This window comes from Kitasatospora sp. NPDC092948 (assembly GCF_044754805.1).
In the GTDB taxonomy this organism is placed as follows: Bacteria; Actinomycetota; Actinomycetes; order Streptomycetales; family Streptomycetaceae; genus Kitasatospora.
On sequence record NZ_JBIVPU010000002.1, the window covers coordinates 157,751 to 172,682 of the forward strand.

Consider the following 14,932-nt stretch of genomic DNA (forward strand, 5'->3'; position numbering starts at 1 on the left):
ACTGCGGGACGGGGTCCACCGCACACCCCCGCCACCGCCTCGGACCGTTGGCGCGAACGGCCCGACTCTCACGCTCCGTGAGGCCCACCGGTCTCCGGCGCGCTCCGAACCATTTCCCCGACGGCGCTCCTCCCCCGGCGCCGTCACCCCAGCACCGGCGCGGCCCTGACGCCGAGTGCTGGCCGACAAAGGGCCCCGTTCCCCCGCGGGGCCCTTTGCCCTGTCCGGGCTCAGCGGGCGCCGGGCCGCCGGTAGGGGGCGTGCGAGTCCAGCACGTCGACGTGCCCGACCGGCGGACGTTCCTCCTCGGCGACCAGCTCGACCAGGCCGACCGCGCCCTCCGGCTCGTCCACGGCCTGCGCGGGCAGCGGCACGGCCACCGGCGTGGGGGTGCCGCGCACCGCGTCGAGCAGCGCCGGCACCAGCAGCGCGCCGAACACCGCCCAGGCCGCGGCGGCGACCAGCACCGTGGTCAGCGACCAGCCGAGCAGGTCGAGCCGGGTCTCCTGGACCTCGCCCTTGACGTCGCTGCGGTCGCTCAGCCAGATCGAGGTGCCGAGCACCAGGACGGCGGTGAGCACCGCGTACAGCGTGGCCAGCCGGGCCCGGTCCGGCCGGGTCAGCCGCCCGCGGTGCGCGGACCAGCCGAGCGCCAGGGCCGCCAGCAGCACCGGCACCACCGCCAACCACCACACCCCGCCGTGCGCGCCGAGGTCGTACAGCGCGAAGGAGTCGTGCCGCATGGTGCGGGGGTTCTGCGTCCAGACCCGGGCGCCGCTGCCCACGCCGAACAGGTAGACGCCGCCGTTGACGGTCAGCGCCCGGTAGGTGGACTCCGGGAACGGGTCGTCGAGCAGCACCTGCATCACCGTCGACACCACCGTGAGCAGCACCAGCAGCGCCCCGACCACCCGCGCCGCGTGCTGCCAGGCCAGCAGCCAGCCGCCCAGCCACCGGCGCCGCGCGGCCTCGGCGCGCAGCGCGCCCTGCCCGTCCACGGCCAGCACCACGGCGGCGGCGGCCAGGAACGCGGCCACCCCGAGCGGCACCATCGCCGGGCCGGTGGTGATGTGCATGCTGAGCTTGGCCTCGTTCCGCTGCGAGCTCGCGGTGGAGACCCAGCCCAGCACGAGCGCCGCGGCCGCCGACAGCGCGCCGGTGCGCAGCGCCTGCGCGCCGGCCGCGCGCGCGGTCGGCGCGGCGGCGCGGGCCCGGGCGGTCAGCCGCTGGCCGAACCAGAGCAGCGCCAGCCAGCCGAGGGCCACCGCGTACGGCAGCGCGTGGATGCCGACGCTGTAGACGCCGAAGCTGCTGGTGTTGACGTTCTTCCCGGCCGCGCCGAACGCGGTCAGGGTCAGCTGGAGCCACATCTGGAAGGTGCGGGCGGTCCAGCGCACCGCCGGGTCGTCGTCCACCCCGGCCGCGCCGCTGCCCGCGACCACGCTGCCGAGCACGGCCAGCACCACCAGCAGCACGGTCGGCGCGAGCAGCACCAGGCCGGCGGTCAGCCAGCCCGGGGACGGCGTCGGCCACTGCCGGTCCTGGTGGATCCGGCCGGCGCCCCACGGGGAGGGGCCGGGCGCGGCGGTGTCGTCGGCCACCACTTCGCCGATCGCGGACGACGGTGCGAGGCGGAACCCACAGTTGGCGCAGGCCGTCGCGGCGCCGGCGCCGGCCGAGCCGCAGGACGGGCAGATGGGCATGACGGTTCCCCCCGGGGTGCTTCGTGGTCGGGTGCCCGTTTATCCCATCGGCCGTCCGGGAATGTCAATCGGCCCGGTCGGCCTTGCCCGGCACCTTCGGCACGGCCAGCAGCGGCAGCCGCAGCGCCCCGAACGCCCCGTCCGGGACGGCGGGCTGACGCGGCGCCACCGCCGGGACGGGCCGGTAGCCGGCGTCCTGCCCGGGCCGCGGGTCCGCCTCGCCGCGGTTGGGCCACATCGACATGGCGCGCTCGGCCTGCGCGGTGATCGTCAGCGACGGGTTGACGCCGAGGTTGGCGGAGACCGCGGAGCCGTCGACCACGCTGATCCCGGGGTAGCCGTACAGCCGGTGGTACGGGTCGACCACGCCGGTCTCGGCGCTGTCGCCGATCGGGCAGCCGCCGAGGAAGTGCGCGGTCAGCGGGATGTCGAAGATCTCGCCGACGGTGGAGCCGGGGAAGCCGTTGATGGACGCGGCCAGCGCCCGCGCCCCCTCCTCCGCGGCGGGGATGTAGTTCGGGTTGGGCGCGCCGTGGCCCTGACGGGAGGTCAGCTTCCCGTTCTTCAGGGACACCGTCAGCGAGTTGTCCAGCGACTGCATGACCAGTCCGATGATGGTCTTCTCCGACCAGCGGTGCTGGTTCATCGACTGCACGAAGATCCACGGGTGTCGGGCCGCCGACCCGAGGTAGCGCAGCCAGCGCGGCCCGCGCCCGGCCCCGCTGACCTGCTGGACGGAGAGCGCGCCCATCGCGTTCGAGCCGCGGCCGTAGCGGACCGGCTCGATGTGGGTGTTCTCGTCGGGGTGCACCGACGAGGTGATGGCCACGCCGCGGGTGAAGTCGGGCCGCTCCCCGTAGCGCCGGTCGGAGGTCTGCGCGCCCACCAGCGCCTCGGAGTTGGTGCGGGTGAGGTGCCCCAGCCGGGCGGAGATCCGGGGCAGCAGCCCGCCCTCGCGCATCCGGTGCAGCAGCGTCTGGGTGCCGTAGGTGCCGGCCGCGACCACCACCCGCTCGGCGGTGACGGTGCGGGCGCCGGCCTTCTTCGCCCGCCGGGTGCGGGCGTCGGTGGGCAGCACGTCCACCGCGTAGCCGTCGCCGTGCGGGCGCAGCCGCTTCACCGTGGTCAGCGGCAGGACCTCGGCGCCGGCCCGCTCCGCCAGGTACAGGTAGTTCTCGGTGAGCATGTTCTTCGCGCCGTGCCGGCAGCCGGTCATGCACTCGCCGCACTCGGTGCACGCCCTGCGCTTCGGGCCGGCCCCGCCGAAGTACGGGTCGTCGACCTCGGCGCCGGGGGCGACCTCGGCCTCGCCGGCGCCGTCCTGCCCGTCGCCGAAGAACACCCCGACGGGCGCCAGGTGGAAGGTGTCGCCGCAGCCCATCGCCTCGGCGGCGGCCTTCAGGTGCACGTCGGAGGGCGTCATGGTCGGGTTGAGCCGCACGCCGAGCATCCGCTGCGCCTGGTCGTAGAACGGGGCGAGCTCGGACTGCCAGTCGGTGATGTGCCGCCACTGCCGGTCCTCGAAGAACGGCCTGGGCGGCACGTACAGCGTGTTGGCGTAGTTCAGCGAGCCGCCGCCGACGCCCGCCCCGGCCAGGATCAGCACATTGCGCAGCAGGTGGATGCGCTGGATGCCGTACAGGCCGGCCGCGGGCGCCCACAGGTAGTTCCGGGTGTCCCAGGACGTGCTGGGCAGTTCGTCGCGGCCGAACCTGCGCCCGGCCTCCAGGACGGCGACCCGGTAGCCCTTCTCGGTCAGCCGCAGCGCGGCGACCGAGCCGCCGAAGCCCGAACCGACCACCACGACGTCGTAGTCGAACGACACTGCCCCTCCTCGATCAACGGCCCTGCCACGTCGGCCCTGCTACTTCAGACGGAACGCCTTCATGACCTTCAGGCCGGTGGTGAACAGCTCGGCGAACTTCTTGTCGTCCAGGCCCATCGACGGCCCGATCGGCAGCAGCCGCTGCACGGCGATGGTCTGCGCCTCGGTGTAGCGCAGGATGCCTTCCGCGCCGTGCCGCCGGCCGAGCCCGGAGTCGCCCATGCCGCCCATCGGCGACGCCACCGACCCGTACGCGGCGGCGTACGCCTCGTTCACGTTGACGGTGCCAGTGCGCAGCCGGGCCGCGACCTTGCGGCCCCGGCCGGTGTCCCTGGTCCACACGCTGGAGTTCAGGCCGTACGGGGTGGCGTTCGCGGCGGCGACCGCCTCGTCCTCGGTGTCGAAGCGGTAGACCGACACCACCGGGCCGAACGTCTCCTCCGTGCACACCGCCATCTCGGGGGTGACGCCGTCCAGGACGGTCGGCTCGAAGAACAGCGGCCCGAGGTCCGGCCGGGCCTGCCCGCCGGCCACCACGGTCGCCCCGGCCTTCACCGCCTCCTCGACGTGCCGGGTCACCGTCTCCAGCTGACGGCCCGACACCAGCGAACCCATGTCGGCGCCGTACGCCAGGCCGCCGCCGAGGCGCAGCGCCGACGTCTTCTCGGCGAACTTCGCCAGGAACGCGTCCGCCACCGACCGGTGCACGTACAGCCGCTCGATCGAGATGCACAGCTGCCCGGCCGAGGAGAAGCAGGCCCGCACCGCGCCCGCCGCCGCCTTGTCCAGGTCCGCGTCGGAGAGCACCAGCATGGCGTTCTTGCCGCCCAGCTCCAGCGAGGCACCGACCAGCCGCTCGGCGGCCCGCCGCGCCACGTCCCGCCCGGTGCGGGTCGACCCGGTGAACGCCACGTAGTCGGCGCGCTCCACCACCTGCGGGCCCACCACCGGGCCCTCGCCCAGCACGATCTGCCACACCTGCGGCGGCAGCCCCGCCTCGACGAACAGCTCCCGCGCCCACAGCGCGGTCAGCGCCGTCTGGGTGTCCGGCTTGTTGACCACCGCGTTGCCCGCGACCAGCGCCGGCAGCGCGTCGCCGACCGACAGCTCGAACGGGTAGTTCCACGGCGAGATCTGCCCGACCACGCCCTTGGGCCGACGGGCCTCCACCGCACTGGTCAGCCCCGGCACCGCACCCCCGCGACGGCGGTCCCGCAGGTACGACGACGCCGTCCGCCCGTAGTGCCGGGCCGCGGACGCGACCGCCATCACCTCTTCGAAGGCGTGCAGCCGGGCCTTGCCGGTCTCCGCCTGGATGAGGTCCAGCACCTCGTCCTGCCGCCGCAGCACCAGGTCGTGGAACCGCAGCAGCACGCCCGCCCGGTGCCGCACCGACAGCGCCGCCCACGCGGGCTGCGCCCGCCGCGCCTCGGCGAACGCCCGCTCCACGTCCGCGACCGCGGACACCGGCAGCGTCGCCAGCACCTCCCCGGTCAGCGGCGCGCAGGTCTCCACCACGTCGTCCCCGGACGCCGTGACGCCCTTCGCCAACCGCGCCACCACGGCCGCCGGCACCGCCGAAGCGACCGTCCGCGCCGTGCCCTTCGCCGCAGGATTGCGCCGACCCCGGCTCGTGCTCTCCGTCATGCGGGCAGCCTAGGCGCTCGACGCCGCCTTGTGTACCCGGCGGTAACAACAAACCGGGGGCGCGTGGAACCGCGCGCAACGGAGGACGACCGCGGCAGGATCGCGCCACGGCCGATGACCTGCACGCGGCCGCGACCCCCGCTACCGGACCGCGCTCACTTCGTCGGCACGAAGTTGTTCAACACCGTGGTGAAGCGCCGCAGCCCCTGCGTCCAGTCCTTCTCCGGCCCCGACACGTACACCATGTACGACGTGCCGTCACTGCGCCGGAACTCCGCTTCCTTCGCGTGCCGCCGCCCGCCCGCCGTCTGGGTGAAGCTGAACTCCCACACGGCGCCCTCCTGGTCGTTGATCCGCGCTGCGGCCAGGCTGGTGGTCTGGAAGTCCTTGAGCGTCCTGCTGAGCGTGGCCTCCAGCTGGAGCAGGTGCTCCTGCGGGGCGAGCGGCTGACCGACCGTCACCGCGAACTGCAGGTAGTGGTCGCGCCCGTCGGGCGAGTAGTAGATCTGTCCGCCGCTCTCGCTGCGCACCCAGGTGCCCTCGGTCGGCAGCAGGAAGCGGAATCCGGCCGGGTCCTCCTGCCAGGTGTAGCCGGCGGGGGCGGTCGGCAGGCCGGGGTCGCCGACGGCGGACTGGGTCGGCGCGGGTGGGGACGGGTGCTGGCTCCGGTGGCTGACGTAGTATCCGCTGCCGCCGGCCCCGGCCAGCACCAGGACGGCGACCAGCACCGTCAGTATTCGGCGCCTGGCGCCGCTGCGGGGCGGCGACGCCGGGGCCTCGGTCTCCGCGGGCCCGCCCTGCGGCGGCACCCGGGGCGGCGTCGCCGCCGGCTCGGTCCCGGCGGGCGTCCCGGCGGGCGTCCCGGCGGGTTCGACTTCGACCCGGTCGGCCACCGGCACCTGCTGGGTGGGCTGCCGGTCCTCGCCGGCCTGCTCCGGGACGCGGATGCTGACGGTCTGTCCGGCGGCGACCTCGCGGAGCATCGTCGCGGCCTCGTCGGCGCCCGGCCGCTCCGCCGGGTCCTTGGCCATCAGCGCGGCCAGCACCGGCCCGAGGGCGGCGGCCCGGTTGGACTCCGGCAGCGGCTCGTCGACCACGGCGGTGAGGGTGCCGAGCGGGCTGTCGCGGCGGAACGGCGACTGGCCCTCGACGGCGTGGTACAGCGTCGCGCCGAGCGCCCACAGGTCGGAGGCCGGTCCGGGCCGCTGGCCCTGGGCCCGCTCGGGGGCCAGGTAGTCGGGCGAGCCGACCAGGTCGCCGGGGCGGGTGATCTCCATCGCGCCCTCGAACTTGGCGATGCCGAAGTCGAGCAGCACGACCCGTCCGGTGCCGTGTTCGAGCAGCACGTTGGCGGGCTTGACGTCCCGGTGCAGCACGCCGAGCTGGTGGCCGCGGTGCAGCGCGGCGAGCACCTGGAGGCCGACCTCGGCGGCCTCACGCGGCGTCAGGGTGCCGTCCTGGCTGATCACCTCGGACAGCGAGCGGCCGTCGACGAGTTCCATCACGATCCACGGCCGGCCGTCCTGTTCGAGCACGTCGTGGATGGTGATGACGCCCGGATGCTTGATCCGGGCGGCGGCCCGGGCCTCGCGCTTCATCCGGGACTGGAGGATCTCCAGGTCCTCCTCCGAGAGGTGGCTGACCGTCAACTCCTTGACGGCGACCTCCCGGTCCAGCATTTCGTCCCTGGCCCGCCAGACGGTCCCCATCCCGCCGCGCCCCAGGCGCTCGCCGAGCGCGTACCGCCCGGCCAGCAGACGGCCTGTCGACTGGTCCTGTGCGCCCATGACCGTCCCCCCCTTCAATGACCCCCCACCGTCGGTCGGACGAGGTCGTGGCACCTCGTGTGCCTACTCGCACCGACGGTTCGAAGGCAAGCCTAGGCTGCGCGGGGCCGCGCGGGAATCACACCCCGGGTGGCGAATCGCACGGTGACCGACCGCTTTCAGCCTGCGACCAGAACGATCCCGGCGAGCGCCGCGAGCATCAGCACCAGCACGGCCGCCAGCACCAGCGGACCGAGCAGCCGCGCGGGGACGCGCGGCGGACGCCCGGCCGGCGCGGCACTCTGACGGGCCGTCGGCGGACGCTTCTTCTGCCGGGCGCCGCGCGGCCGGACGGCCGGCGCGGCGGCCTCGGTGCGGGGCTCCGGCAGCGGCGGGGCGGGCGGGCCGTCCGGGTACGGCTCGGGTGCGAACACCAGCAGCTCGCGCAACTCCCGCTGGACGGCGGCCGCGTCGGGCCGGGCCTCGGCGTCCGGGTGCAGCAGCCGCTCCACCAGCGGCCGCAGCGGGCCGCAGCCGTCGGCCCGGTGGTGGCGTCCGTCGCGGACGGCGGCGAGCAGCGTCGGCAGGTCGTGCTCGGGGTACGGGCCGTGGCCGGTGAGCAGGCGGTACAGCAGCACGCCGAGCGCCCAGGTGTCGGCGGGCGCGCCCGCGTCGATCGCCCAGCGCTCGGCGAGCGGTCCGAGCATGAGCGCACGCGTCTCGTACACCCGGCGCGGCACCTCGCCGCCGAGCGCCGTGCACAGTTCCTCCTCGGCGGCGCCCAGCAGCAGGCCGCCGAGCATCGCCGCACCGTCCTCGCAGACCAGCACGGTGCGGGCGGTGACGTTGCCGTGGGTGAGCCCGGCGTCGTGCACGGCCCGCAGCGCGCCGGCCAGGTCGGCGCCGATCTCGGCGACCCGGTACGGCGGCAGCGGCCCGTCGCCCAGCAGCAGCTCCAGCGGCGTCCCGGTCACCGACTCCTCGGCGACCCACAGCAGTTCGCCCTCGGGGCCGGCGGCGAGTCCGCGCAGCAGCCGCGGGTGGGCGGGCGCGGCGGCCGCGACCTGCGCGACCCGGGCGGTCAGCCGCGCCCCGTACGAGGGCGTCGGGGCGTCCGGCACCGGCTCGGGCTCCGCGAGTTCGGGCAGTTCCAGGGCGAACAGCCGCACCCGGGCGCCGCTGGGCCCGTCCACCGCGGGCACACCGACCTCGCCGTCCGGACGGTCCGTCACCCGGTACCGTCCGGCCACCACCTGCCCAGGGGCCGCTCGCATGCCTGTTCCTCACGCCGTAGTGCCGCCAGCCTACGGCCCCGGGCCGCCCCCGCCACCTCCCGGTACGGCCTTTCAACTCCCTTGCCCCTTCCCGCCGGAGGCTTCCGCTCCGGCGGGCGGCGGCTACGGCGCGGGCTGGAAGCTCTCGAAGGCGATCCGCCGGGCCAGCGAGCCGTCCGGCGCGGACCACACGGACTCCGGCATCGTCCAGTAGATCGCGTAGCCGTACTTGCCGTCGCCGGTGACGAAGCCCCGGTTCAGCGAGTGCAGCAGGGTGCCGGTCTTGCCGGTGTACGTCCACTCCCAGTCGGCGGCGTTGGTCCAGCCCCGGTAGGCGACCGACTCGACCCGGATCCTGCGGTAGTCCCGCATCGTCGCGGAGCGGTCGGACGCCTGCCAGTCCTTGAGCGCGCTGTCCCCGGCGGGCGACTGCCAGTCGATCACCAGCCGCAGCCCGTTGCCCTCGAACTGCCGGCTGGTGGAGCGGTAATCCGCGCCCTTGTCGGCCAGCCAGTCCGGCAGCGTGATGCTGAAGCCCGACGGGTCCTTGTACACCCGGTACCCGTCCGGCACCTGACCGGCCGTCGTCGTCGGCGCGGGCTGCTCCCCCGCGTCCGCGGAGGCACTGGCACTGGCGCTCGGGCTCGGGCTCGGGCTCGCGGACGGCGGCGCGCCCGCGGCGTCCGACGGCGACACGGACGCCGCGGCGTTCCCGGCGTCCGCGGCGTTCGCCCCGCTGCCCCTGTCGGCGGGCCACAGCACCACCAGCGCGGCGACCAGGGCCAGTACCGCGACCGTCGCGCCGGCGGCCAGCAGCGCGCGCCGCCGCCGCGCCGCGCCGTGCTCCACCACCGCGGTCTCCGCGCCGGCGGCCGGGTCCGCGGGCAGCGCCCGGGTCGCGGTCTCGGCGGCGACCGGCGCGGCCGGCCGCGCGGCGGCGGCGCGCACCGACTCGGGCAGCGCCTTCCCGGCGACGATCCGCTGCAGCAGCTCGCGGGCCTCGTCGGCGTCCATCCGCTTCGCGGGGTCCTTCTCCAGCAGCCCCTGGATGACCGGCAGCAGCGGCCCGGCGTGCGCGGCCGGCGGCAGCTCCTCGGTCATCACGGCGGTCAGCGTGGCCAGCGCGGAACCCCGGTCGTACGGCGGGACGCCCTCGACCATCGCGTACAGGGTGCCGCCGAGCGACCACAGGTCGGACGGCGGGCCGGGCCGCTGCCCGCGGGCCCGCTCGGGCGCGATGTACGAGGGCGCGCCGACCAGCATGCCGGTGGAGGTGATCGAGGTGTCGCCCTCGACGCTGGCGATGCCGAAGTCGGTGAGCACGGTGCGCCCGTCCTCGCCGATCAGCACGTTGGACGGCTTCACGTCGCGGTGCAGCACGCCCTGGCTGTGCGCGGCGCCGAGCACACCGAGCAGATCCAGCCCGATCGCGGCGGCCCGCTCCGGCGACAGCAGGCCGTCCTCGCGGACCACGTCGGCGAGCGAGCGGCCGTCGACGAGTTCCATCACGATCCACGGCCGGCCGTCCTCCTCGACCACGTCGAAGACGGTGACGGCGGCGGTGTGCCGGATCCGGGCGGTGGCCTTGGCCTCGCGCAGGGTGCGGACGATCAGCCGGTGCTTCTCGGCCTCGTCGACGGCCCCGGTCATCCGGAGCTCCTTCACCGCGACGACCCGGCCGAGCATCTCGTCCTCGGCCCGCCACACGGTGCCCATGCCGCCACGGCCGAGCACCTCGCCCAGCCGGTAGCGGTCCGCCAGCAGTCGGCCGGTCGGTTCCTGCGGCTGCGTCATCGGTGCGCTCTCCCCATGGTGTTGCGGCCCTCGCCGGGCACCCGGCCGGGACCTGACGGCATGTCGGACCACCGTGGGCGGCGGTCGCACGCCGGGGCACCATCATCCCCTGCCGCCGCCCCGCCCGGCCACCCACCCCCACCCGGCCCGCGCCCCGTGCGCCCCTCGTGCACCTTCCGCACCACTTCAGCGACCGAAAACGACCGCTCCCGACCATGTGAGCCGTCCACGAACGACCGGAGCCGGCAATACCGCTGTCCAATCGTCCGCGCGCCCTGCTAGCCTCTGCGCGCTCTTCACATTGCACACAAACGGGGGGAACCACCATGACCACGCCCGAGCCGAACAACCCGTACGCCCCGCCGCCGCAGGCCCCTTCCGACCAGGCCCCGCAGGCGGCTCCGTACGGCCAGGCCCCGCAGCAGACCGCCTACACCCCCGCCGACCAGGCTCCGGGCGCCCAGGCCGCCGCGCCGCAGACCCCGGCCTGGGGCGCCGGCGCCCCGGGCGGCGTCCCGGTGGGCGTCCCGCTGGCCGGCGCCCACGCCGGCCCGAAGAACGTGCCGGTGGCGATCCTCGCCGGCCTCGGCGTCGCGCTGGCCGTCGGCCTGCTCTACGGCTTCATCGTCAAGGCCATCGACCACGAGATCTCCTGGATGGTCATCGGCATCGCCGCCGCCGTCGGCCTCACCCTCGGCAAGATCGGCGGCAAGCACCCGGTCCTGCCGCCGCTCGGCTCGGTGCTCGCGGTGCTCGGCCTGTTCTTCGGCGAGATGTTCGGCCTCGCGCTGATCGTCCACGAGCAGGCCGGCGTGGACGTGACGGCCGTCTTCACCGACCACTTCGACCTGCTGTTCGAGGCCTGGAAGGAGACCTTCGACCTGATGTCGGCGCTGTTCATCGCCATCGGCGTGTTCATGGGCTTCAGCCTCACCACGAAGTTCGGCAACTCCTGACGGGGCATCGGAAAGGGCCCCTGCCGCGCATGCGGCAGGGGCCCTTCTCCGTTCGACCGGCGGGAGCCGGGATCAGCGGCCGGAGTTGACCGTGACCTCGACCCGCTGGAACTCCTTGAGCTCGGTGTAGCCGGTGGTGGCCATCGCCCGGCGCAGCGCGCCGAACAGGTTCATGGTGCCGTCGGGGGTGTGCGACGGGCCGGCCAGGATCTGCTCGGTGGAGCCGACGGTGCCCAGGTGCACCCGCTTGCCGCGCGGCAGCTCCTCGTGGACGGCCTCCATGCCCCAGTGGTAGCCCTGGCCGGGCGCGTCGGTGGCCCGGGCCAGCGCGGCGCCGATCATCACCGCGTCGGCGCCGCAGGCGACGGCCTTCGGGATGTCGCCGCTGTAGCCGACGCCGCCGTCCGCGATCACGTGCACGTAGCGGCCGCCGGACTCGTCCATGTAGTCCCGGCGGGCCGCCGCGACGTCCGCCACCGCGGTCGCCATCGGCACCTGGATGCCCAGCACGTTGCGGGTGGTGTGCGCGGCGCCGCCGCCGAAGCCGACCAGCACGCCGGCCGCGCCGGTGCGCATCAGGTGCAGCGCGGCGGTGTAGGTGGCACAGCCGCCGACGATCACCGGGACGTCCAGCTCGTAGATGAACTGCTTCAGGTTCAGCGGCTCGGCCGCGCCCGACACGTGCTCGGCGGAGACCGTGGTGCCGCGGATCACGAACACGTCGACGCCGGCGTCGACCACGGCCTTGGAGAACTCGGCGGTGCGCTGCGGCGAGAGCGCCGCGGCGGTGACCACACCCGAGTCACGGACCTCCTTGATCCGCTCCTTGATCAGCTCGGCCTTGATCGGCTCGGCGTACACCTCCTGCAGGCGCCGGGTGGCGTCCGCCTCGTCGGTGATCGACGCGATCTCCTCCAGCAGCGGCTGCGGGTCCTCGTACCGCGTCCACAGGCCTTCCAGGTTCAGCACGCCCAGGCCGCCCAGCTGCCCGATCGCGATCGCCTGCTGCGGCGACACCACGCTGTCCATCGGCGCCGCCAGGAACGGCAGCTCGAACCGGTAGGCGTCGATCTGCCAAGCGATCGAGACCTCCTTCGGGTCACGCGTACGGCGGCTGGGGACGACGGCGATGTCGTCGAAGGAGTACGCCCGGCGGCCGCGCTTGCCTCGCCCGATCTCGATCTCAGTCACTTCGAGCCCTTCTGCTGCTTTCCATCTCCCGACCGGGTCACCCCGGCCGCCCCCCAAGTATCCCGTACAACCCCTTTGCGCCCCGACAGGGGCGCGGGGAACTCCGCGAAGCGGAGGCCCCGGACAGCAAGATCCGCCCGAGCCGCAGTCGACTGCGGCTCGGGCGGATCCACCGCACCCCTTAGCGGGAGGTGTAGTTCGGCGCCTCGACGGTCATCTGGATGTCGTGCGGGTGGCTCTCCTTGAGGCCCGCCGAGGTGATCCGGACGAACCGGCCCTTGGTCTGCATCTCGTCGACCGACCCGGCGCCCACGTAGCCCATGGTCTGCCGCAGGCCGCCGACCAGCTGGAACAGCACCGCGGACAGCGGGCCGCGGTACGGCACCTGGCCCTCGATGCCCTCGGCGATCAGCTTCTCGTCCGAGGAGACCTCGGCCTGGAAGTAGCGGTCCTTGGAGAAGGACTTCGCCTGGCCGCGGGTCTGCATCGCGCCCAGCGAGCCCATGCCGCGGTACGACTTGAACTGCTTGCCGTTGATGAACAGCAGCTCGCCCGGCGACTCCTCGCAGCCGGCCAGCAGCGAGCCCAGCATCACGGTGTCGGCGCCGGCGCACAGCGCCTTGCCGATGTCGCCGGAGTACTGGAGGCCGCCGTCGCCGATGATCGGGACGCCCGCGTTCTGGCAGGCCTGCGCGGCCTCGTAGATCGCGGTGACCTGCGGAACGCCGACGCCGGCGACCACGCGGGTGGTGCAGATCGAGCCCGGGCCGACGCCGACCTTCACGCCGTCCACGCCCGCGTCGATCAGCGCCTGCGCGCCGTCCCGGGTGGCGACGTTGCCGCCGACCACGTCGACCGGCACCGCGGCCTTGATCTTCGAGATCCAGGACAGCGCGTTGTGCGAGTGGCCGTGCGAGGTGTCCACCACCAGGAAGTCCACGCCCGCGCCAACCAGCGCCTGGGCCCGGTCGAACGCCTCCGCGGAGGCGCCGACGGCGGCGCCGACCAGCAGCCGGCCCTCGGCGTCCTTCGCCGCGTTCGGGTACTTCTCCGCCTTGACGAAGTCCTTGACGGTGATCAGGCCCTTGATCCGGCCCTCGTCGTCGACCAGCGGCAGCTTCTCGATCTTGTGGCGGCGCAGCAGCGCGATGGCGTCCTCGCCGGAGATGCCGACCTTGCCGGTGATCAGCGGCATCGGCGTCATGATCTCGGCGACCTTGCGGCTGCGGTCGGTCTCGAAGGCCATGTCGCGGTTGGTGACGATGCCCAGCAGCTTGCCGTCCGGGTTGGCCACCGGCACGCCGGAGATCCGGAACCGGGCGCACAGCGCGTCGGCCTCGGCCAGGGTGGCCTCCGGGCCGACGGTGATCGGGTCGGTCACCATGCCGGACTCGGAGCGCTTCACCAGGTCGACCTGGTTGACCTGGTCCTCGATCGACAGGTTGCGGTGCAGGACGCCGACGCCGCCCTGCCGGGCCATCGCGATCGCCATCCGCGACTCGGTGACCTTGTCCATCGCCGCCGACAGCAGCGGGATGTTGACCCGCACGTTCCGGGAGATCCGCGAGGAGGTGTCGACCTGGTTGGGGAGCACCTCGGAGGCCCCGGGCAGCAGCAGGACGTCGTCGTACGTGAGTCCGAGCATGGCGAACTTCTCGGGTACGCCGGCGGCGTTGTAAGACATGGGGAACCTTCCGTGGCGGGCCGTCGTTCTGCGCACGGGCGCCAGGGCTCTCTACGGCCGCCAAGCCCGGCGTTCGGACGATCCTCCAACCGAGGAGCGCGCACACCGGAGAAACTTTGGCGACCCGACCAGGCGCCGATACCCCATGGTACTGGTGTCGCGGGGCAAGTCGTCGCGCCCTCTTGACAACGCGCGCGCCCCCGCGCTTCTTCCCGCCGGGCGGTCCGGCTAGCCGGACTCCTCGGCCAGCGCCCGCAGCCGCGACAGCGCCCGGTGCTGGGCCACCCGCACCGCACCCGGCGACATGCCGAGCACCTCGCCGGTCTCCTCCGCCGACAGCCCGTCCGCCACCCGCAGCAGCACCAGCTCGCGCTGCCGGGCCGGCAGATTCGACAGCAGCTCCTTGATCCACGCGGCGTCGCTGGACAGCAGCGCCCGCTCCTCGGGGCCGAGCGAGTCGTCCGGGGTCTCCGGGAGGTCGTCCGGCGGGATCACCGTCGAACCGGGCCCGCGCATCGCGGCCCGCTGCAGATCGGCGATCTTGTGCGCGGCGATCCCGTACACGAAGGCCTCGAACGGGCGGCCGGTGTCCCGGTAGCGGGGCAGCGCGCACAGCACCGCGACGCACACCTCCTGCGCCACGTCGTCCACATGGTGCCGGGCCCCGCCGGGCAGCCGGAGCAGCCGGCCCCGGCAGTACCGCAGTGCCAGCGGCAGCACGTAGCCGAGCAGCGCCTCGATCGCCGGGCCGTCCCCGCGCACCGCGGCCGCGACCAGCGCGGCCTCCTCGGGCGAGGTCGCACCCGCGACCTGCGGACGGCCGCCCGGATCCGACGCACCGTCGGATTCCGCCGTCCGACCCTCCGATGCCGACGACGGACCGGCAGCCGCACCCCCGGGGGCGGGCTGCGCCGGATCGGTCCCGGCGGCCTCCTCGTCGTCATGCATCGGTCCATGGTGCCTGGTCGGACCGGAAAACGCGGCACCGCGTCCGGACTTGTGCATCGGAACGTTATGCGTCGCCGGGTGCACCGTGCCGCCTCCCCTGCCTGTCCGCTGGTCCCCGAGGTGCTCCACTACTCCATGGTGCAG

General features: G+C 74.2%; 10 protein-coding genes. 1 reads left to right on the forward strand and 9 read right to left on the reverse strand.

What is annotated here, in order from left to right; genetic code table 11:
- Positions 1-230: 230 nt before the first annotated feature.
- From ACIQF6_RS05325 to ACIQF6_RS05350, 6 genes are all read right to left on the reverse strand, one after another.
- A complete protein-coding gene (locus ACIQF6_RS05325; protein ID WP_400890399.1) occupies positions 231-1,703 on the reverse strand; it encodes a hypothetical protein in 1,473 nt (490 codons plus the stop codon).
- Between the two features lie 64 nt (positions 1,704-1,767).
- The gene (locus ACIQF6_RS05330; RefSeq protein ID WP_400890401.1) at positions 1,768-3,528 is read right to left on the reverse strand and encodes a GMC oxidoreductase; all 1,761 of its coding nucleotides are present in this window, start codon (positions 3,526-3,528) and stop codon (positions 1,768-1,770) included.
- Positions 3,529-3,567: 39 nt separating this feature from the next.
- Complete coding sequence (locus tag ACIQF6_RS05335) at positions 3,568-5,175, reverse strand: succinic semialdehyde dehydrogenase (protein ID WP_400890403.1); 1,608 nt, start codon at positions 5,173-5,175, stop codon at positions 3,568-3,570.
- Between the two features lie 155 nt (positions 5,176-5,330).
- Complete coding sequence (locus tag ACIQF6_RS05340; protein ID WP_400890405.1) at positions 5,331-6,962, reverse strand: protein kinase; 1,632 nt, start codon at positions 6,960-6,962, stop codon at positions 5,331-5,333.
- Positions 6,963-7,120: 158 nt separating this feature from the next.
- Positions 7,121-8,215, reverse strand: coding sequence for a protein kinase (locus tag ACIQF6_RS05345; RefSeq protein WP_400890408.1), 1,095 nt, complete (start codon positions 8,213-8,215; stop codon positions 7,121-7,123).
- Positions 8,216-8,338: 123 nt separating this feature from the next.
- Positions 8,339-10,009, reverse strand: coding sequence for a serine/threonine-protein kinase (locus ACIQF6_RS05350; protein WP_400890410.1), 1,671 nt, complete (start codon positions 10,007-10,009; stop codon positions 8,339-8,341).
- Positions 10,010-10,335: 326 nt separating this feature from the next.
- On the opposite strand from ACIQF6_RS05350, the gene ACIQF6_RS05355 reads away from it, so the two are divergent.
- Positions 10,336-10,965, forward strand: a complete 630-nt coding sequence (locus ACIQF6_RS05355) for a hypothetical protein (RefSeq protein WP_400890412.1) — start codon at positions 10,336-10,338, stop codon at positions 10,963-10,965.
- 72 nt (positions 10,966-11,037) lie between these two features.
- On the opposite strand, the gene ACIQF6_RS05360 is transcribed toward ACIQF6_RS05355, so the two are convergent.
- The 3 genes from ACIQF6_RS05360 to shbA form a co-directional block, all read right to left on the reverse strand.
- On the reverse strand, positions 11,038-12,156 hold the full coding sequence (locus tag ACIQF6_RS05360) for a GuaB3 family IMP dehydrogenase-related protein (RefSeq protein WP_400890414.1): 1,119 nt from the start codon (positions 12,154-12,156) through the stop codon (positions 11,038-11,040).
- A 181-nt stretch (positions 12,157-12,337) separates the two neighbouring features.
- Entirely contained in the window at positions 12,338-13,840 is a 1,503-nt protein-coding gene (guaB, locus tag ACIQF6_RS05365; RefSeq protein WP_400890416.1) for an IMP dehydrogenase, read from the reverse strand.
- Positions 13,841-14,068: 228 nt separating this feature from the next.
- Positions 14,069-14,788, reverse strand: a complete 720-nt coding sequence (gene shbA, locus ACIQF6_RS05370; protein WP_400890418.1) for an RNA polymerase sigma factor ShbA — start codon at positions 14,786-14,788, stop codon at positions 14,069-14,071.
- Positions 14,789-14,932 lie beyond the last annotated feature (144 nt).

Coding starts and splice junctions, on each gene's coding strand:
- ACIQF6_RS05345 (WP_400890408.1), bottom strand. CDS start 8,215: ATGCGAGCGGCCCCTGGGCAGGTGGTGGCCGGACGGTACCGGGTGACG.
- shbA (WP_400890418.1), bottom strand. CDS start 14,788: ATGCATGACGACGAGGAGGCCGCCGGGACCGATCCGGCGCAGCCCGCC.
- ACIQF6_RS05350 (WP_400890410.1), bottom strand. CDS start 10,009: ATGACGCAGCCGCAGGAACCGACCGGCCGACTGCTGGCGGACCGCTAC.
- ACIQF6_RS05325 (WP_400890399.1), bottom strand. CDS start 1,703: ATGCCCATCTGCCCGTCCTGCGGCTCGGCCGGCGCCGGCGCCGCGACG.
- guaB (WP_400890416.1), bottom strand. CDS start 13,840: ATGTCTTACAACGCCGCCGGCGTACCCGAGAAGTTCGCCATGCTCGGA.
- ACIQF6_RS05335 (WP_400890403.1), bottom strand. CDS start 5,175: ATGACGGAGAGCACGAGCCGGGGTCGGCGCAATCCTGCGGCGAAGGGC.
- ACIQF6_RS05355 (WP_400890412.1), top strand. CDS start 10,336: ATGACCACGCCCGAGCCGAACAACCCGTACGCCCCGCCGCCGCAGGCC.
- ACIQF6_RS05340 (WP_400890405.1), bottom strand. CDS start 6,962: ATGGGCGCACAGGACCAGTCGACAGGCCGTCTGCTGGCCGGGCGGTAC.